We start from the raw sequence: 17845 nt of genomic DNA on the forward strand, positions 1-17845 counted from the left end.
ACGGGAGAGACAAGAAATGCAGCGAACCAAAGCCCCCTTCCGCGCCGACGAGGTCGGCAGTCTCCTGCGTCCGGCCAAGATCAAGGAAGCCCGCGTCAGGCTCGAGAAGGGCGAGATCTCGGCTGACGATCTGCGCAAGATCGAGGACATGGAGATCGAGAAGGTCGTGCACAAGCAGGCCTCGATCGGCCTGAAGCTCGCGACCGACGGCGAATTCCGCCGCTCCTGGTGGCACTTTGACTTCCTGGCCAAGCTCACCGGCTGCGAAATGTTTCACCCGGACACGGGCATCCAGTTCGCGGGCGTCGAGACGCGGCATGATGCGGTCCGCGTGATCGGCAAGCTCGATTTCCCCGACGACCATCCGATGCTGGATCACTTCCGCTTCCTGAAGAAGTCCGCCGACCAGGCCCACGTCACCGCCAAGATGACGATTCCCTCGCCGGCCGTGCTGCACTTCCGCGGCGGCCGCAAGGCAATCTCCAAGGACGTCTATCCCGATCTCGACGCGTTCTACGAAGACCTCGGCAAGACCTACCGCAAGGCCGTGAAGGCGTTTTACGATGCCGGCTGCCGCTATCTTCAGTTCGACGACACCGTGTGGGCCTATCTCTGTTCGCAGGACGAATTGAAGAAGGCGCGCGAGCGCGGCGACAATCCCGAGGGTCTCCAGCAGATCTATGCGCGCGTCATCAACTACGCGCTGGCCGAGAAGCCGGCCGACATGGTGGTGACGACGCATGTCTGCCGCGGCAATTTCCGCTCGACCTGGATTTCTTCGGGCGGCTACGAGCCCGTGGCCGAGACCATGCTGGCCGGCACCAATTACGATGGCTACTTCCTCGAATACGACAGCGACCGCGCTGGCGGCTTCGAGCCGCTGCGCTTCCTGCCCAAGGGCAACAAGGTCGTCGTGGTCGGCGTCATCACCTCGAAGTTCGGCGAGCTCGAGAAAAAGGACGACATCAAGCGTCGCCTCGAAGAGGCCGCCAAATTCGCGCCGCTGGAGCAGCTCGCGCTGTCCCCGCAGTGCGGCTTTGCCTCGACCGAGGAAGGCAACATCCTCTCCGAGGAAGAGCAGTGGGCGAAGCTCGGCCTTGCGGTCGAGATCGCCAAGGAAGTGTGGGGCAACTAAGTTTGCCACGTGGCTGCTGTCATTCCCCGCGACCCGGCTACGCCAAGGCTTCGCCGGGGCTTCAGTCTAGCGGCGCCGAAGCTTCAGCGTAGGCGGCAAGCGGGGAATCCAGTGCGCCGGCCCCTCCGTATCTCACCGCTGTCTCTGGAATACTGGATCGCCCGGTCAAGCCGGGCGATGACAGCTGGGGCGAACTCGCGGCGAGCTTGACTACGGCGTCGTCCGCATCATCGGCCCCAGCATCTCGTGCACGTCATAGGTCATGACCGCGAGCAGGGCTGCGAGCGCGAGATAGGCGCCGCCATATTCGAGCTTGGTCTGGAGCGGCACGCCGTAATAGGCGACGTTCTCCGGCGCGTGCGGATCGTATCGCCAGGCGCTGATCAGCTGCGGGGCCGCCAGGATCGCCACGATGAGCAGCATCGGGCTCGGCCGATACAGCATCAAGGCAACCAGGATCGGCACCCCGACGAACCAGATTCGCGGGCCGAGGACGGCCGTCACCCGGCCGCCATCGAGCGGTGAGATCGGCAGCAGGTTGAAGAGATTGAGGAACAGCCCCGCATAGGAGATCGCGAGCAGGAGGGCGCTGTCCTCCGATCTCGCCCACAGATAGACCGCGAGCGCCGCCACTGTACCGACCACCGGACCCGCGATCGCCACATAGGCTTCCGTCTCGACATCGACAGGCTTGTCCTTGAGCGCGATCCAGGCACCGACGAATGGAATGAAGGTCGGCGCGCCGACGTCGAGGCCGCGCTGCCGCGCGGCGACGTAGTGCCCCATTTCGTGCGCGAACAAGAGTGCGATGATGCCCGCGGCGTAGCGCCAGCCCCAGATCGTCGCGTAGACCGCCAGAGACAGCAGCATGGTGCCGCCGCTGGTGGCGAGCTTTCCCCATTTCAGTCCGGAGAACAGCAGCAGGAAAAGCGTCTTCATGCGGCGCCGCCGGCGGAATCGTCGCGCGGCTTGCGGCGGAAGAATTTCATGACGCCGGCACCGGCCACTGCGAGGCCGAAGATGATGACTTTCGCGAATTTCAGCACGAAGGCGAGCGCCAGGGCAAACAGGCCGAGCTTCTTGGCGGCGACGCCGCCGACCAGCGCGAGCAGTCCGTATTCGGCGATGCGGTCGGTCGAGGCGCTGAAATCCTCGTAACGCTTACCGGATTGATAGGAGAGGTTGGCGAGCAGCTCGTGCGCCGCCCCCTTGTCTGTTGCGATCCGGCTCGAGTCCGACAGCAGGTTCAGGCTGAAATACCCGTCGCGCCCCAAAGCGTAGGTGTTGTAGTTGACGTCCTTGCGCGCGTCGTCCGGTGCGCCCTTGTCCTTGCCGAGGATCGACCAGACCAGTCGATGCGCCACGGCATCATATTTCGGCGGCTCGATCCAGCCGATCACCTCCATCTCGGGAAATCCGCGGGCGGCGCGGTCCTTGTTGGACTCTTCGACACCTTCCTTCAGGTTCTTGAGGAGATCGTCGGCGTTCCAGTCCTTGGCGGCATCATCCTTGATGTAGCCTTCCTTGATATAGTTGATCACCACCAGCCAGCGGTCGTTCTGACGGGTGCCGAGCACGAGGCCAACAAAATTCGTTTCGTGAACCGTGTTGCCGAGCGCGCGCATCACCCGCGCCGCTTCGGCCTTCGGCACGAAGAAGTCGCCGGCCGGGATTTTCAGCGTCGCCTGGTCGATCAGGGGAATGTCGGCGGGGCCGGCCGTGCCCGCATTGCCGGCCGCCTGCCATGCGGCGGCCAGCTCTGCTTTGCGCGCTGCCTCGCTGGACGGAGCGTTTTGCGAGAGGCCGGGCTGTGCCCCGAATATGACGGACAGAATGATGCCGACAGCGGCGATGAATTTTCTCACAAGATTCCCCAGCGATCAGTGCACCGATTCTCGGTGTTGCCGGCACTGTAGGATAACGATATGCGACAAAATAGCGCAGCCGTAGGTTGCGGTCGACTATCTCGCGGGTTGTTGCAAATTTGGCGCGTTGGGGCGATGGCAGATGCTTCGTCCTCCGCAGTCATTCCCCGCGAAAGCGGGGAATCCAGTACGCCGCGGCTTCTCGGTGAATCACTGGTGTCTCGGATTACTGGATCGCCGGTCGAGCCGGGCGATGACACCGAGTGAGTGGCGGGCAGCGTCGCACCCTTGAAAGCCAGTGCGCTCACCCGCCCTCACTTCTCCGCCAGGTAAACCTCGCCCAGAAGCGACGAGTTCGACCACGGCACCTGCTTGTTCTTCGTGCTCGAGACCACTTCCGCCCGCACGCGCGTCAGCATCTGCTGCACCTCCAGCCCCGGCGTGCCGAGATGGCGGGAGAGGGCGGCGGAGAACGGCGAGTTGGCGCCTTCGCCGTCGAGCGCGACCTGGCCCGGCGCGGTGGCGAACGCGATCAGCGTGCCCGCGCCTAGCGTTGCACCGGCGCCCAGGCTCGTTGGCGCTGCGAGGCCCGAAGCGCCCTCGATGCCTCGGTTGGTGCCGGCGGCTGCGACCTGCTGCGCCATCGGGTTGTTGCGGCAGGCATCGAAGATCAAAATGTTGGTGCGGACCTGGTCGTCGAGGCCGGCCATGATCGTGTCCATGTCGATCATCGCCTCCGTCATGCCCGCGCCGGGCTTGAGCTCGACGTCGACGGGGATGAGATAGTTGCGGCCGTCGACCTGCACGCCGTGGCCGGCATAGTACATCAACGCGACCTGTGCCCGCGCCGCCTCGCGCAGGAAGTCGCGCGTCACTTTCTGCATCGCTGCGCGGTCGAGATCGATGCCCTCGGACACCGTGAAGCCGATGTCGCGCAGGCTCCTGGCGACGGCGCGCGCATCGTTGGCCGGATTGGGCAGCGCCTTGACATGCGCGTAGGCGCCATTGCCGATCACCAGTGCCAGGCGCTTGCCAGGCGTCGCCGGGGTAGGCGAGGGCGCAGGTGCCGCGCTCGTTTGTTGCGGGGCCGGCTGCGTCACCGGTGACGGCGCATCGCGCGGGATGGGGGTGAGCGCATCCGTCACCAGCGACAGCCGCACCTTGGCGGTCGCCTGGTTGGCCTTGCTGCCGGCATCGGACGCCACGATCGCCAGCGTCGCCTTGTAGTCGTCGCGCGCATGGGCGTAGTCGCCCTTCGCCTCATAGGCCAGCGCGCGGTGGATATAGCCTGATATCAGCACGCTGTTCGGCGGCGTCATGATGTTGGCGGGCGGTTTCTCTTTCGCAAGCCGAATTGCCTCGCTGCTATCGGCAATGGCGCGATCGAGATCGCCCCGCACGCGCCAGATCGCGGTGCGGTTGATCAGCGGCTGCGGCAGTGTCGGGTCGAGCCGGATCGCCTGGTTGATGTCGGCAAGCGCGCCGTCGAGATCGCCGAGCGCCTCCTTCGCAATGCCGCGATTCTGGAACGAGAACGTCGATTTGGGCTGCAGCTTGATCGTGGCATCGTAGTCGGCGATCGCCTTGGCGTAGTCGCCCTTGCCGCGCCAGGCGTTGCCGCGATTGTGGAAGATGGTGCCATCAGGCGGGCCGAGCTTCAGCGCATCGTCGAAATCGGCGATCGCGATGTCGTAGTCGCCCTTGTCGTAATAGGCCGATCCCCTGAGATTGTAGACCGCCTGGCTCGGCTGGAGCCGGATCGCCTCGGTGGTGTCGGCGATCACCTTCGAATAGTCGCCCTTCTTGTTCCAGCCCACCGCGCGCCAGAAATAGATCGTCGCGAGCTGCTCGCCTTTGAACACCTTCAGCGCGACGATCTTGTTGCAGGCGTCGATCATCTGGTCCGGCGGCGTGGTGTCGGTCGTGCAGAGCGGCCCGAGCTGGCTGCGCGCCTGCGCGAAGGCGGGCGCGGCCCACTGGATTGCAGTGAGCAGGCAGAGCGCGACAAGCAGGCGGCGCATGGCGGTGGTCCCATGAAGGAGAGGCGCTTGTTTGTTGTCCGGCGGTGCGCCGGGGTTCACGCGCTCGTCATTGGACGTGGGGTAAAGCCAAGAGAGGGTATTCCCTCAGTGGGCAGATTTTGCTACGACGCTGGTCCCAACAGTTCTGCCCACCGCTTTCCCACTCATGAAGAACGACGAAATCCTCAGCCAAATCACCGAGTTCTGCCGCAAGGCGGACATGGCGGAATCGACGTTTGGCCGGCGCGCGGTGAACGATGGGAAGCTGGTCCATCGCCTGCGCGAGGGAAAGCGCATCACGATCGACACGCTGGAGCGGATCCAGGCCTATATCGCCGCATCGACGACCGGCGGCCTGCCGCCGCCGCGGGGGCTCCAGGTGCCGCCGGAAAAACGCGATCCGCGCGGCAATTTCCGTTTCTTCGAGAACCGGCAAAAATACCTGCTGTTCGTCCATACCTGCAGCGAGAAGCGGGTGGTCGCCGAGCGCGTCGCGCTGGAGCTCGCCAGCATCCATCCGCGCCCGCCGGCGCTGCGCATCTTCGACGCAGGCGTTGGCGACGGCACGGTGCTGGCCCGGGTGCTGCGCGCAACGCACCAGCGCTACCCGCACATGCCGTTCTACGTCGCCGGCAAGGAGCTCAGCCTCGAGGACTTGCGGCTGACGCTGGAGAGGGTCCCGGACCGCATTTTCGAGCATCCGGCGTCGGTGTTCGTGTTCACCAACATGTTCTACTCCGAGGCGCCCTGGCTCACGCCGGCATCGCCCGCGGCGGCGGCGGCCACCGTCTGGCACGAGGTTCCGCTACGGGGCGCCTCATCAGGCGAGTTCGAGCAGCAGATCGCCGAGTTGAGGCCGTTCCTGGAGCAGAACTGGCGCGCCGCGATCAGCCCGCGCACGGCGATGCCACTCTACGAGCGGCCCGTCGTGCTGGTGCTCTACCGCGAGGACCACAGGTTCCTGCTGGATTCGACCATTCCGCGGCCGGGCCAGACCGAGGCCAATTTCGACCTGGTCATTGCATCCCAGCCCTACCGCGCCCTGTCCTCGGTCAATTTCCGGGCAAAGCGGATCATTGCACCGCTGGCGCGGGCGCTTCGGCCGGGCGGGCGCCTGATCGGTATCCACTCCCACGGTCACGATCCCGGCATGGAAATGATCCAGGCGATCTGGCCTGGAGAAAATCCTTTCGCGGTCAGCCGTCATGAGCTATTGCGCGCGGTAAAGTATGAGCTCGGGTCGTTGGGCCGCGACCTAAATTTTAATGCTTATGCGGACAACCGTTCGATCTTCAGGTATGATATGGAAGCGCTGCCCAACGAGGTGACGGGTACCATCGGAACCTCGACGGCCTTTGCAGCGTGGAATGCGGCGGTGTATGTGGCGCAGATCGAGGACGACCGATTGACAGAAATGACTCAAAACGGCCGCACTCTGGATGCCGCCCGGGACGTGCTGCGGAAGTACAACGGGCTCTGGTTTCTCGACGAGTCCTACGTCATCTCGCGACGGCGTGATTGACATAATCCAAGGTTAAACATCGCAAACGCCCGCCAGGTTAACGGCGGAACAAGGGGTTACTGATGCGCGCGTCCTATCTCTTCACCAGCGAATCCGTGTCCGAGGGTCATCCCGACAAGGTCTGTGACCGGATCTCCGATGAAATCGTCGATCTGTTCTACCGCGAAGGGCCGAAAGCCGGCATCGATCCGTGGCAGATCCGTGCGGCCTGCGAGACGCTCGCGACCACCAACAAGGTGGTGATCGCCGGCGAGACCCGAGGTCCCGCATCCGTCACCAACGAGCAGATCGAAGGCGTCGTGCGCGCCGCGATCAAGGACATCGGCTACGAGCAGGACGGCTTCCACTGGGAGAAGGCCGACATCGAAATCCTGCTGCATCCGCAGTCGGCCGACATCGCGCAGGGCGTCGATGCGCTGCAGCCGGGCGAGGTCAAGGAAGAGGGCGCAGGCGACCAGGGCATCATGTTCGGTTACGCCACCAACGAGACGCCTGATCTGATGCCGGCGCCGATCTTCTATGCCCACAAGATCCTGCGCCTCATCTCGGAAGCGCGTCACTCCGGCCGCGAGAAGGTGCTGGGTCCGGACTCCAAGAGCCAGGTCACCGTGCAGTACGAGAACGGCAAGCCGGTCGGCGTGCGCGAGATCGTCGTGTCGCACCAGCATCTGGTCGAGGACATCTCGTCGAAGCAGATCCGCGACATCGTCGAGCCCTATGTCCGCGAGGCGCTGCCGAAGGACTGGATCACGCCGAAGACCATCTGGCACATCAATCCGACCGGCAAGTTCTACATCGGCGGTCCGGACGGCGATTCCGGCCTGACCGGCCGCAAGATCATCGTCGACACCTATGGTGGCGCGGCCCCGCATGGCGGCGGTGCGTTCTCCGGCAAGGATCCGACCAAGGTCGACCGTTCGGCGGCTTACGCGGCGCGCTACGTCGCCAAGAACATCGTCGCGGCCGGTCTCGCCGATCGCTGCACCCTCCAGCTCGCCTACGCCATCGGCGTCGCGCGTCCGCTGTCGATCTACATCGACACCCACGGCACCGGTAAGGTGTCGGAGGACCAGCTCGAGATGGCCGCCGCCAAGGCGATGGATCTCACCCCGCGCGGCATCCGCAGCCATCTCGACCTCAACCGCCCGATCTACGCGCGCACCTCGGCCTACGGCCATTTCGGCCGCACGCCCGACAACGAGGGCGGCTTCTCCTGGGAGAAGACCGACCTGGTCGAAGCGCTCAAGCGCGCGCTCTGATCACCAACGTCGTTCCGGGGCGCCGCGACAGCGGCGAACCCGGGATCCTTATCCATCATGTCGAGATTCCGGGTTCGCCTTTCTAAGGCGACCCGGAACGACCAATTCAACAACAGGACCTCCGCTATGAATGCGAAGCCCGGCTTCACCGACTACATCGTCAAGGACATTTCGCTCGCCGACTTCGGCCGCAAGGAACTCTCGCTGGCCGAGACCGAGATGCCCGGCCTGATGGCCACCCGCGAGGAGTTCGGCCCGAAGCAGCCGCTGAAGGGCGCGCGCATCGCCGGCTCGCTGCACATGACGATCCAGACCGGCGTGCTGATCGAGACGCTGGCAGCCCTCGGCGCCGACATTCGCTGGGTCTCCTGCAACATCTATTCGACGCAGGACCACGCCGCCGCGGCGATCGCGGCCGCCGGCATTCCCGTCTTCGCGGTCAAGGGCGAGACGCTCGCCGAATACTGGGACTACACCGCAAAACTGTTCGACTGGCACGGCGGCGGTCACCCGAACATGATCCTCGATGACGGCGGCGATGCCACCATGTACGTCCATCTCGGTCTGCGCGCCGAGAACGGCGACACCGCGTTCCTCGACAAGCCCGGCTCCGAGGAAGAGGAAGTCTTCTTCGCGCTCCTGAAGAAGCAGCTCAAGGAGAAGCCGAAGGGCTACTTCGCCGAGATCGCCAAGAGCATCAAGGGCGTTTCCGAAGAGACCACCACGGGCGTGCATCGTCTCTATGACATGCAGAAGGCCGGCACGCTGCTGTGGCCGGCGATCAACGTCAACGACAGCGTCACCAAGTCGAAGTTCGACAACCTCTATGGCTGCCGTGAATCGCTGGTCGACGGCATCCGTCGCGGCACCGACGTGATGATGTCGGGCAAGGTCGCGATGGTCGCGGGCTTCGGCGATGTCGGCAAGGGCTCGGCCGCGTCGCTGCGCCAGGCCGGCTGCCGCGTGATGGTGTCGGAAGTCGATCCGATCTGCGCGCTGCAGGCCGCGATGGAGGGCTACGAGGTCGTGACCATGGAAGACGCCGCCCCGCGCGCCGACATCTTCGTCACCGCGACCGGCAACAAGGACATCATCACGATCGAGCACATGCGCGCGATGAAGGATCGCGCCATCGTCTGCAACATCGGCCACTTCGACAACGAGATCCAGATCGCGGGTCTGCGTAACCTGAAGTGGACCAACATCAAGCCGCAGGTCGACGAGATCGAATTCCCCGACAAGCACCGCATCATCATGCTGTCGGAAGGCCGCCTCGTGAACCTCGGCAACGCGATGGGCCATCCGTCCTTCGTGATGTCGGCCTCCTTCACCAACCAGACGCTGGCGCAGATCGAGCTGTTCGCCAACAACAAGGACGGCAAGTACAAGAAGGAAGTGTACGTGCTGCCGAAGTCGCTGGACGAGAAGGTCGCGCGCCTGCACCTCGCCAAGATCGGCGTCAAGCTCACCGAGCTGCGCAAGGACCAGGCCGACTACATCGGCGTGAAGCAGGAAGGTCCGTACAAGTCGGACCACTACCGCTACTGAGATCGCATCCAGCTGCAACACGAAGGCCCCGGAGCGATCCGGGGCCTTTTTTGTAGACTCATTGTGCTACGCTCGGAGGTAGAGCCAAAACAAGCCCGCCACTTCTGAAGCGGGTGGCCGCGTTTCCCACGTTCATTGTCAAATGCATATGGAGGGAATGCGATGTCCAGCGAAGCCAACGTTCAGTTGCTCAAAGAAGCCTATCATCGGTGGAACGACAGCAAAGGCGGGAGCGTCGACTATTGGTTCGACAGCGTCATCGGCCCGCAGATCAAATTCGACTCGCTTCCGCAGGGGGCTCCGGCGGTGCCCTTTGCCAAGTGTTATGACGACCGCGCGCAGCTGCGTGGCTATTTCGACGGTCTGCTGGCTGACTGGAGCATGCAGCACTACACCATGAATGAATACGTCGCGCAGGGCGACGCTGTTTTCGCGCGCGGCTCATGTGCCTGGACCAACAAACGGACCGGGAATCGCTGAGACCCCGAAGGTCGATTTCTGGCGTTTCAAGGATGGCAAGGCAGTGGAATTCTACGAGTATTTCGACACAGCCCTTGTCTACGGTGCTGCCACCGCCTGACGGTTGCAATTCGGCACGGCGTCGCCCATCCTGTGCCGGGGAGAACGCCATGGCTAAAGCCGCAGAACATTTCGACGTCCTGATCGTCGGTGCCGGCCTGTCCGGCATCGGCGCGGGCTATCATCTTCAGAGCAAGTGCCCGGACAAGAGCTACGTCATCCTCGAAGGCCGCGACTGTATCGGCGGCACCTGGGACCTGTTCCGCTATCCCGGCGTCCGCTCCGACAGCGACATGTTCACGCTCGGCTACTCCTTCAAGCCGTGGACCGATCCGAAGGCGATCGCGGACGGGCCGCAGATCCTGAACTACGTGCGCGAGACAGCAGCCGAGAACGGCATCGAGAAGCACATCCGCTTCCGTCATCGCGTCAAGCGCGCGGCGTGGTCGACGCCGGACGCGCGCTGGACCGTCGAGGCCGAGCGCATTACGGGCGAGGGCGCAACCGAGCTCGTGCGCTTCACCTGCAATTTCCTGTTCATGTGCTCGGGCTATTACAAATACGAGGCGGGCTACACGCCGGAGTTTGCGGGCGTGGCGGATTTCGCCGGCCGCATCGTGCATCCGCAGAAATGGACCGAGGACATCGACTACGCGGGAAAACGCGTCGTCGTGATCGGCTCGGGCGCAACCGCAGTGACGCTGGTGCCCGAGCTCGCCAAGAAGGCGGTGCAGGTCACCATGCTCCAGCGCTCGCCGACCTACGTGGTGTCGCGTCCGGCGCAGGACCCCGTCGCCAACAAATTGCGCCGCAATCTGCCGACGCGGCTTGCCTATCATGTCATCCGCTGGCGCAACGTGATGTGGGGGATGTTCTTCTTCCAGCTCAGCCGGCGCCGCCCTGCCAAGGTCAAGGAGCTGGTGCTCAAAGGCGTGCAGATGGCGCTCGGCCCCGACTACGACGTCGCGACCCATTTCACGCCGCGCTACAATCCCTGGGACCAGCGGCTCTGCCTCGTGCCCGACGGCGATCTGTTCAAGGCGATCCGCGAGCAGCGCGCCGCCGTCGTCACCAACGAGATCGACACGTTTACGCGCGACGGCATTCGCCTGAAGGATGGCCGCGAGCTTGCGGCCGACATCATCGTCACCGCGACGGGGCTGGTGCTCCAGGTCGTCGGCGGTCTCGAAATCAGCGTCGACGGCCGCGCCATCGATTTCGCCAACACGCTGACCTACAAGGGCATGATGTATGCCGACGTGCCGAACATGGCGTCGGCCTTCGGCTATACCAACGCGTCCTGGACGCTGAAATGCGATCTCACCTGCGAATATGTCTGCCGTCTCATCAACTACATGGACCGGCACAATTTCCGTCAGTGCATGCCGCACAATGACGATCCTGAAATCACCGCGCAGCCGTCGCTCGATTTCACCTCGGGCTATGTGCAGCGCTCGGTCGCGAAGATGCCGAAGCAGGGCTCGAAGCAGCCATGGCGGCTGTACCAGAACTACGCGCTCGACATCGTCTCCTTGCGCTTCGGCAAAATCGACGACGGCGTGATGCAGTATTCCTGATCACGCAGCCGCCCGCTTTATGCCTTGCGCGTGGTGAGCGCGAGCCCAAGATCGATCGCAAGCGCGAGCACCACGGCGGCGCCGCCAAGTCCGAACAGGACCAGATAGTCGCCGCCGGTCTGCGCGTAGATCCAGGAGAAGCCGTAGGCTGCCGCCGCCTGGAACAGCGCAAAGCTGGTTGTGGCGTGGCTCCATGTCGCGCGCTGCTGCTCGGTCGAGTGCGGCACGAGCTCATGAATGCGCCCGAGCACCAGCGGCACGATACCAGGGGTGAAGCCGCCGACCACCACGCTCGACACGATCAGCGAGAGAGGCGCGGTGCTGACGGTGGGCAGCAGCACGGCGGCCGCCTCGATCAGGAAGGCCGCGCGCAAGGCCGGTCCAAATCCCGAGCGGTCACCGAGATGGCCGGTGACGAGCGGGCCGACGATGGCGCCGAGACCGTACAGCACCCAGTAGCGCGAGCCCGCGGCAATGCCCTGGCCGAGGCCACGCGCCACGAAGTCGACGATGAAGACCATGTGCGGCACCAGGGCCACCGCGTTGAGGCCATACTGGACCAGAAGCGCGCGGACGGCGGGCGAGGCCTGATGGGACTTCGCGTGATACGAAGGCGCGGCATCGCTCCTGGGCTCCGCAGGCCAGTTCCACCAGCTCGCGAGCGTGAGCACGGCGGAGAGCACGCCGAGGCCATACCAGCTCTGCTGCAAGCCCTGTTGAAGGAGCAACGGCACCAGCGTGCCCGATGCCGCGACGCCAAGGCCGACGCCGGCAAAGATCACGCCGCCGACGATGCCGCGCCTCGCGGCCGATACGTGCGGCAGAATGACGGAGGCCGCCAACACCATGATGATTCCGCCGGTGAGGCCCGACAGAAAGCGCCAGGCGAAAAACCAGGTGAACGACACCGGGGTAGAGCTCGCGAAGAAGGAGAGGGTGGCAAGCAGCATCATCGCCCGCAGCGCGCGGACGGCGCCGATGCGGGTGGCCAAGGCGCGTGCGGCGAGCGCGCCGGCGAGGTAACCGGCGAGGTTGGCAGCGCCGAGATAAACGACGTCGGATGCGCTGAACCATTTGGCGGCGATCAGCGCCGGGATCAGCGGCGTGTAAGAAAAGCGGGCGAGGCCGAGCCCGACCAGTGATGCGGACATTCCCGCCACGGCGTATCGCCAAGCCTGCCGCGAAGTCGATTGCGATTCCGATCCCGGCCGCTGATGCGGCCGGGCGTGGTGCCCAGTGTTTGCATTGAGTTCTGTCATGTCATCCTCCTGCGCACACAATGGCGCGCGGATCATCCTGTCTTTGCGGCGCGCTGGCGCCGGAAGTCCTGCACGGGCAGGCCGCCCCAGCCCCAATTGTCGGTGTCGACTTCCTCGATCACGACGAAGGTGGACTCGAGCGGCTTGCCGAGCACATCGAGCAGCAACTGGCTCGATCCCCTGATCAGCGCGGCCTTCTCCTCCGCCGTGAGCGACGCCGCTCCCGGCGTCGTTCCTTCGCGGGTCACTTGAATGGTGACGATCGGCATGGTGTTTCTCCGCGCTCAGTGGCCGGCGCTCTGGCCGCCGTCGACGTGCAGGATCTCGCCGGTGACGAAGCTTGCCTGCTCGAGATAGAGCACGGCACCGACGATGTCGGACATCTCGCCCATGTGGCCGACCGGATGCAGCGCGCCGAGCTGGGCGTGCGTCGCAACGGGATGCATCGGCGACTTGATGATGCCGGGCGCCACCGCGTTCACGCGGATGCCGCGCCTGGCGTATTCGATCGCGAGCGACTTGGTCGCGGCGTTCAGCCCGCCCTTGCTCAGCGAGGCCAGCACCGACGGCACGTTCGAATTGGCCTGATCGGCCAGGGTGGTCGTGATCTGGACGACGTGACCCGAACCCTGCTTCTCCATCTCCGCAATGGCGAGCTGCGTGATGTGGAAAAAGCCTGCGACGTTGGTGCCCATCACCGCCGCATAGTCCTCGGCCGTGTATTGGGTGAACGGCTTTGCGACGAAGATGCCGGCATTGTTGACCAGCGTGTCGACACGGCCAAAGCGCGCGACGGCCTGCGAGACCACGCGTTCGGCGGTGGCGCGGTCGGCGATGTCGCCGGGAACGGCGAGGATGTCATCGTCGCCCGACGGCTTTATGGAGCGCGCCGTTGCGACGACGCGATAGTTGCGATCGCGAAAACCCTGAACCAGGGCGGCGCCGATGCCCTGCGATGCACCGGTGATGATGGCGACCTTCTGCTCGATACCCATGGCGGACTCCTGTTGTTGGCTTTCAGAACCTGCGCCAGCAGCGGCTGGCTCGCGTACTGAGGTACGCCGCGGCGGCCCGGCTGCGAATACACGTTGTCCGGCAGACACTGTTACGTGGTGCGAACGAATGCCGGACCGGCCTTTGGCGGCGGTTGTCGCGGCGGGGGCGAGCGCCTAGCTTGTCACTGGAATTTGATGGGGCGACGGGTAGGCATGGATCGTCTGGATGCGATGAAGGTGTTCGTCCTTGCGGTGGACGAGGGCAGCTTGGCCGCCGCAGGACGCAAGCTCGGCCGCTCGCCGGCTGCGGTCAGCCGCGCCATCGCCTTCCTGGAGGAGCGGGTCGGCGCCGAGCTGCTGCACCGGACGACGCGATCGATCAAGCTGAGCGAGGAGGGCGAGCGCTATGTTGCGATATGCCGCCGCGTGCTCACCGAGCTGGAGGAGGCCGACGACATCGCGGCCGGACCGCGCACGGCACCGCGCGGCCTGCTCACGATCACGGCGCCGGTGGTCTCGGGCGAGATGGTGCTGCGGCCGATCCTCGATGCATTTCTCGATGCCTATCCGACGGTGTCGGCGAAGCTCCTGCTGTTCGACCGTTCGGTCAATCTGATCGAGGAGGGCGTCGACATCGCGCTTCGCATCGGACCTCTCGCGGATTCGGCGATGGTGGCGATGCGGGTCGGCGAGATCAGCCGCGTCGTCGTCGCAGCGCCGCGCTACCTGAAGCAGCACCCGCGCATCGCTGAACCCGGCGATCTCGCCAAGCACCAGATCGTGGCGATGGCGCATCTTCCCAATTCCTGGACCTTTGCGCCACCGGCCGGCTCATCGGCAGCCAGGACAGTCCAGTTCACGCCGCGGCTCGTCGTCAACAGCACCTATGCGGCGGTGGCGTCAGCGGTCGCCGGGCGCGGCGTGGCGCGGATGTATTCGTATCAGGTGGCCGAGCAGGTCGGGCGCGGCGAGCTCGAGATCGTGCTGGCCGGCGATGAGGATCCGGAGATGCCCGCGCATTTGATCTGCCCGCAGGGCCGGCTCTCGGTGCCCAAGGTACGGGCCTTCACCGACTTCGCCGTGCCCCGGCTGAAGAAGCACTTTGCGCAGCTCAAGAAGAGCCTCGGTGCACGCTAGACATTGCGGCGGCACAGCGACTGCCAATGCGTTGTTTTGCGTATACGGCCGCCGGGGTGAATCGGCGATGGTTCCAGAACGGTTAACGCCGATTTAACGGATGAGTCCTAGCCTGTCTCGGCCGGGGTTACTCGCAAGGCCGAGGTGAGCCCAATGGAAGCCCAGAAGATTGCGGTCGACGCCGTCGTCGCGCTGACCGATTGCGACCGCGACGCCGTCATCGCCTTCATCCGCCGGCTCTATCTCGCCGGCGTCACCGACCCGAAGCGCCTGACCTTCAAGGGTCTCCAGGCGCTGTCGCGGGCTTGATCGAACACAATCGAATCTACTTGATGGTCGGATCGCTGATCCGGATCGAGGTGACGCGGTCCTGCCGCACCTCGAATGAGAAGGGCCATGGCTCGTACATCCAGAGCTCCGTTTTCTCCAGCCCGCTAGGCCCGACGTGGAATGGGCCGCCGAACTGCGCCATCAGTTTGTCGGTGCTGTCGCCGAGATTGACCCGGTTGAAGCTGTACGCGGCGACCGGTGCCTCGCCGCTGATCTGGAGCGCGACGGTGCGGTTCGCTTTCACGATGGCGGCAAGATAGGGAAACTCGCCGGTCTTGCCGAGGAAGTAGACATAGGCCGTCGCGTTGTTCGGTTGCGGCAGCCTGCGGTGCGGCTCGCCGAGCACGGCCTTGAGCGAGGTCTCCGAGATGCCGACGCCGAGCGCGCCCATGCGCTGGCAGGCAAAGCTAAGCACGTCGGGATCGGGCGGGGTGATGCGCTTACCGGCTTCGACCTTGCAGGCGAATGTCTGCCCGACCCGTAGCCACTGGCCGCGCAGCTCCGGATCCGGAGGCTTGCCGGCTTGGGGTGACGGCGAAGTGCCTTGGCCGTTCACGGGTGCGAATATTCCAAGCAGAACCAGCGCGAGCGCGGAGCCCGTCAACGACCGCCACATCCCCAAGACGCACCCCGATTTTCCAACCCTGGAACCAGGATAGCACGCCGCAAACCGACCGCAACGCGGGGATTGGCGGCGGGTCAGCTACGATTTCAAATTGTGCGCGGCACGGCCCAAGACGGCCCAATCACAACCTGCGGAACAGCCTCAGGATGCACGCCAATATCTTGCAGCTCGGGCCGGGTCGGAGTAGATCACGTCCCCGGCTGGGTCACTCGGGATTTGGGGAAATGCTGAAACAGCTTTTTGCGCCGCAACTCGTCATTCTCTATGTGCTCGCGGCTTCGACCATTTACGTTCACTTCCGCGGCAAGCAGCGGCTGCGCTTCGCGCGCCAGCTCGGCGATCACTCGACCTATCTCGCGCCCTACAACGTGCTGATGTATGCGGGCTCGGCCGTGCCGAACAAGCCGGTGATCTCGGTCGATCAGTTTCCGGAGTTGAAGCCACTCAGCGAGAATTGGGAGACCATTCGCGACGAGGCGGTGCGGCTGTTCGACGAAGGTTTTATTCGCGCGGCCGCGAAGAACAACGATTGGGGCTTCTACTCCTTCTTCAAGAGCGGCTGGAAGCGGTTTTACCTGAAATGGTATGACGACTTCCTGCCGTCGGCGAACACGCTGTGCCCGAAGACGGTGGAGCTACTCAAGTCGATCCCGAGCGTGCACGGCGCGATGTTCGCGATGCTGCCGCCGGGCGGCAAGCTTGGCGCGCACCGCGATCCGTTCGCCGGCTCGCTGCGTTATCACCTCGGCCTCGTCACGCCGAACTCGAACAAGTGCCGCATCCTCGTCGACGGCGTCGAATGCGTCTGGCGCGACGGCGAGGCCTTCATGTTCGACGAGACCTTCATCCACAGCGCCGAGAATGCGACCGACGTCAACCGCATCATCCTGTTCTGCGACGTCGAGCGCCCGATGAAGTTCGGCTTCATGACCGCGATCAACCGCTGGGTCAGCCATCACATCGTCAAGGCCTCGGCGACCCAGAACGTGGACGGCGAGAGCGTCGGCGTGCTCAACAAGGTGTTCGGCAAGCTCCACGAGATCCATCTCGGCAGCCGCAAGGTCAAGGAGTGGAACCGCAACGTCTACTACACGCTGAAATATTCGCTGACGGCGCTGATCCTCGGTCTCATCGTGATGTCGGCGCTGCGCTAATCCGCCCTACGAAAAACCCCGGAGCAGGCTCCGGGGTTTTGTTTTTGCGGACGTTGCTGCGGCCTCACACCGGCTTCGCGCCAGTGTTGATGATCGACCCCACATGCTGCCCGCGCAGCGCCGCCGCGATCCGGCCGGGAACGAGACCGTTGACGACCTGCACGCGCGTGATGTGCCGCGCGTTGGCCATCACCTCGAGCAGCGCCGGATCGAACGGCAGCGTACCCTTCAGCTTCGCAAGCTCGGCAAAGCTCATCTCTTTCAGCAGCTCGGCCTTCTTGCCATCCGCGCCATTGGGATCGGTCGTGTAAACGCCGTCAACGTCCTCCACGATCGTGAGCCCGGCAGCGCCAAGCGCGTCGGCGAGCAGGAAGGCGCCGGTATCGGCCCGATGCAACGGGATGCGCGCGGTCGGGAATTCATGATGGTGGTAGGGCGGGAACGCGCTGCCGACGACCGCGCGCGCGGCCGTGAGGTGGATGGCGAGCTGGCTCGCGATGGTGGGATGCTCGATGTAGGAGACACCCTCCGGCGCGAGCAGGCTTGCCAGGATGTGGCCGTTTTGGCCGGCCTCGCTGGCGGCGAGCGGTGCGAGCGAACCCACGGGAAGGCCGAGATCGAGGCCGACGCTGTAGAGATGGCGGGCGCGGATGCCGGCGCCGGTCAGGATGAGCAGGCGATGCTCCGGCAAGAGCGACCGCAGCTCGTCGACGAGCGGGAGGATCGCTTCGTGACCGCGGTCCATGATGCGGCCGCCGATCTTGATGACCTGCAGCCAGGGCAGCAGCTTGATCGGACGATTGCCGGCAACGGGGCGGGTGAGATCGCTGTCGAGCAGAGTCTGGCGCGCGAGCGGCGAGGCGACGTGCTTGATCTGGTTGGTATCAGCCATGACGGTG

17 protein-coding genes are annotated in these 17845 nt (G+C 64.6%); 9 read left to right on the forward strand and 8 right to left on the reverse strand.

The genetic code is table 11. From position 1 onward, the window contains the following. Positions 1-16 precede the first annotated feature (16 nt). Complete coding sequence (locus ABIA90_RS27035) at positions 17-1135, forward strand: cobalamin-independent methionine synthase II family protein (RefSeq protein ID WP_028151999.1); 1119 nt, start codon at positions 17-19, stop codon at positions 1133-1135. Positions 1136-1345: 210 nt separating this feature from the next. Here ABIA90_RS27035 and ABIA90_RS27040 read toward each other — a convergent pair whose 3' ends face one another. The 3 genes from ABIA90_RS27040 to ABIA90_RS27050 form a co-directional block, all read right to left on the reverse strand. Beyond that, entirely contained in the window at positions 1346-2074 is a 729-nt protein-coding gene (locus tag ABIA90_RS27040; protein ID WP_354121768.1) for a site-2 protease family protein, read from the reverse strand. Further along, positions 2071-3000, reverse strand: a complete 930-nt coding sequence (locus ABIA90_RS27045) for a DUF2167 domain-containing protein (protein WP_354121767.1) — start codon at positions 2998-3000, stop codon at positions 2071-2073. The genes ABIA90_RS27040 and ABIA90_RS27045 overlap by 4 nt, the downstream gene beginning before the upstream one ends. 314 nt (positions 3001-3314) lie before the next feature. Next, positions 3315-5021 (reverse strand): caspase family protein, encoded by a 1707-nt coding sequence (locus tag ABIA90_RS27050; RefSeq protein WP_354121766.1) that lies wholly within the window; start codon positions 5019-5021, stop codon positions 3315-3317. 166 nt (positions 5022-5187) lie between these two features. Here ABIA90_RS27050 and ABIA90_RS27055 point away from each other — a divergent pair, with 166 nt between their 5' ends. The 5 genes from ABIA90_RS27055 to ABIA90_RS27075 all read left to right on the forward strand — a co-directional run bounded on the left by ABIA90_RS27055 (position 5188) and on the right by ABIA90_RS27075 (position 11446). Further along, positions 5188-6543 carry a hypothetical protein gene (locus ABIA90_RS27055; RefSeq protein ID WP_038957543.1) on the forward strand — a complete coding sequence of 452 codons (1356 nt, stop codon included), beginning with the start codon at positions 5188-5190 and terminating at the stop codon, positions 6541-6543. Between the two features lie 62 nt (positions 6544-6605). Continuing rightward, complete coding sequence (metK, locus tag ABIA90_RS27060) at positions 6606-7802, forward strand: methionine adenosyltransferase (RefSeq protein WP_166099577.1); 1197 nt, start codon at positions 6606-6608, stop codon at positions 7800-7802. A 126-nt stretch (positions 7803-7928) separates the two neighbouring features. Beyond that, on the forward strand, positions 7929-9350 hold the full coding sequence (gene ahcY / locus ABIA90_RS27065; RefSeq protein WP_063982186.1) for an adenosylhomocysteinase: 1422 nt from the start codon (positions 7929-7931) through the stop codon (positions 9348-9350). A 162-nt stretch (positions 9351-9512) separates the two neighbouring features. Further along, positions 9513-9830, forward strand: a complete 318-nt coding sequence (locus ABIA90_RS27070; protein WP_354121765.1) for a nuclear transport factor 2 family protein — start codon at positions 9513-9515, stop codon at positions 9828-9830. A 149-nt stretch (positions 9831-9979) separates the two neighbouring features. Beyond that, entirely contained in the window at positions 9980-11446 is a 1467-nt protein-coding gene (locus tag ABIA90_RS27075; RefSeq protein WP_354121764.1) for a flavin-containing monooxygenase, read from the forward strand. A 17-nt stretch (positions 11447-11463) separates the two neighbouring features. Here the strand turns inward: ABIA90_RS27075 and ABIA90_RS27080 are convergent, their stop codons facing one another. From ABIA90_RS27080 to ABIA90_RS27090, 3 genes are read right to left on the reverse strand one after another with little or no spacing between them, the layout of a single operon-like run. Next, a complete protein-coding gene (locus tag ABIA90_RS27080) occupies positions 11464-12705 on the reverse strand; it encodes an MFS transporter (protein ID WP_354121763.1) in 1242 nt (413 codons plus the stop codon). A 32-nt stretch (positions 12706-12737) separates the two neighbouring features. Next, positions 12738-12974, reverse strand: a complete 237-nt coding sequence (locus tag ABIA90_RS27085) for a tautomerase family protein (protein ID WP_354121762.1) — start codon at positions 12972-12974, stop codon at positions 12738-12740. Positions 12975-12989: 15 nt separating this feature from the next. Continuing rightward, entirely contained in the window at positions 12990-13700 is a 711-nt protein-coding gene (locus ABIA90_RS27090) for an SDR family NAD(P)-dependent oxidoreductase (protein ID WP_028154477.1), read from the reverse strand. A 213-nt stretch (positions 13701-13913) separates the two neighbouring features. Between ABIA90_RS27090 and ABIA90_RS27095 the strand changes: the two genes are divergently transcribed. Together ABIA90_RS27095 and ABIA90_RS27100 are read left to right on the forward strand one after the other, a co-directional pair. Then, a complete protein-coding gene (locus ABIA90_RS27095) occupies positions 13914-14837 on the forward strand; it encodes a LysR family transcriptional regulator (RefSeq protein WP_354121761.1) in 924 nt (307 codons plus the stop codon). 153 nt (positions 14838-14990) lie between these two features. Continuing rightward, positions 14991-15146: a hypothetical protein gene (locus ABIA90_RS27100; RefSeq protein ID WP_014493894.1), complete on the forward strand. Its 156-nt coding sequence runs from the start codon at positions 14991-14993 to the stop codon at positions 15144-15146. Between the two features lie 16 nt (positions 15147-15162). On the opposite strand, the gene ABIA90_RS27105 is transcribed toward ABIA90_RS27100, so the two are convergent. Next, positions 15163-15771 carry a hypothetical protein gene (locus tag ABIA90_RS27105; protein ID WP_354121760.1) on the reverse strand — a complete coding sequence of 203 codons (609 nt, stop codon included), beginning with the start codon at positions 15769-15771 and terminating at the stop codon, positions 15163-15165. A gap of 245 nt (positions 15772-16016) precedes the next feature. Between ABIA90_RS27105 and ABIA90_RS27110 the strand changes: the two genes are divergently transcribed. Beyond that, positions 16017-16946: an aspartyl/asparaginyl beta-hydroxylase domain-containing protein gene (locus tag ABIA90_RS27110; protein ID WP_354121759.1), complete on the forward strand. Its 930-nt coding sequence runs from the start codon at positions 16017-16019 to the stop codon at positions 16944-16946. 64 nt (positions 16947-17010) lie between these two features. Here the strand turns inward: ABIA90_RS27110 and ABIA90_RS27115 are convergent, their stop codons facing one another. After that, complete coding sequence (locus ABIA90_RS27115) at positions 17011-17838, reverse strand: amino acid kinase family protein (protein WP_354121758.1); 828 nt, start codon at positions 17836-17838, stop codon at positions 17011-17013. Between the last annotated feature and the right edge of the window lie 7 nt (positions 17839-17845).

The sequence above is a fragment of the Bradyrhizobium sp. LA6.8 genome (genome assembly GCF_040547935.1).
GTDB lineage: Bacteria > Pseudomonadota > Alphaproteobacteria > Rhizobiales > Xanthobacteraceae > Bradyrhizobium > Bradyrhizobium barranii.

Excerpts from the sequence above, each read along its gene's own strand:
- ABIA90_RS27035 (WP_028151999.1), top strand. The coding sequence starts at position 17 with ATGCAGCGAACCAAAGCCCCCTTCCGCGCCGACGAGGTCGGCAGTCTC.
- ABIA90_RS27040 (WP_354121768.1), bottom strand. The coding sequence starts at position 2,074 with ATGAAGACGCTTTTCCTGCTGCTGTTCTCCGGACTGAAATGGGGAAAG.
- ABIA90_RS27050 (WP_354121766.1), bottom strand. The coding sequence starts at position 5,021 with ATGCGCCGCCTGCTTGTCGCGCTCTGCCTGCTCACTGCAATCCAGTGG.
- ABIA90_RS27055 (WP_038957543.1), top strand. The coding sequence starts at position 5,188 with ATGAAGAACGACGAAATCCTCAGCCAAATCACCGAGTTCTGCCGCAAG.
- metK (WP_166099577.1), top strand. The coding sequence starts at position 6,606 with ATGCGCGCGTCCTATCTCTTCACCAGCGAATCCGTGTCCGAGGGTCAT.
- ahcY (WP_063982186.1), top strand. The coding sequence starts at position 7,929 with ATGAATGCGAAGCCCGGCTTCACCGACTACATCGTCAAGGACATTTCG.
- ABIA90_RS27070 (WP_354121765.1), top strand. The coding sequence starts at position 9,513 with ATGTCCAGCGAAGCCAACGTTCAGTTGCTCAAAGAAGCCTATCATCGG.
- ABIA90_RS27075 (WP_354121764.1), top strand. The coding sequence starts at position 9,980 with ATGGCTAAAGCCGCAGAACATTTCGACGTCCTGATCGTCGGTGCCGGC.
- ABIA90_RS27080 (WP_354121763.1), bottom strand. The coding sequence starts at position 12,705 with ATGACAGAACTCAATGCAAACACTGGGCACCACGCCCGGCCGCATCAG.
- ABIA90_RS27085 (WP_354121762.1), bottom strand. The coding sequence starts at position 12,974 with ATGCCGATCGTCACCATTCAAGTGACCCGCGAAGGAACGACGCCGGGA.
- ABIA90_RS27090 (WP_028154477.1), bottom strand. The coding sequence starts at position 13,700 with ATGGGTATCGAGCAGAAGGTCGCCATCATCACCGGTGCATCGCAGGGC.
- ABIA90_RS27095 (WP_354121761.1), top strand. The coding sequence starts at position 13,914 with ATGGATCGTCTGGATGCGATGAAGGTGTTCGTCCTTGCGGTGGACGAG.
- ABIA90_RS27100 (WP_014493894.1), top strand. The coding sequence starts at position 14,991 with ATGGAAGCCCAGAAGATTGCGGTCGACGCCGTCGTCGCGCTGACCGAT.
- ABIA90_RS27110 (WP_354121759.1), top strand. The coding sequence starts at position 16,017 with ATGCTGAAACAGCTTTTTGCGCCGCAACTCGTCATTCTCTATGTGCTC.
- ABIA90_RS27115 (WP_354121758.1), bottom strand. The coding sequence starts at position 17,838 with ATGGCTGATACCAACCAGATCAAGCACGTCGCCTCGCCGCTCGCGCGC.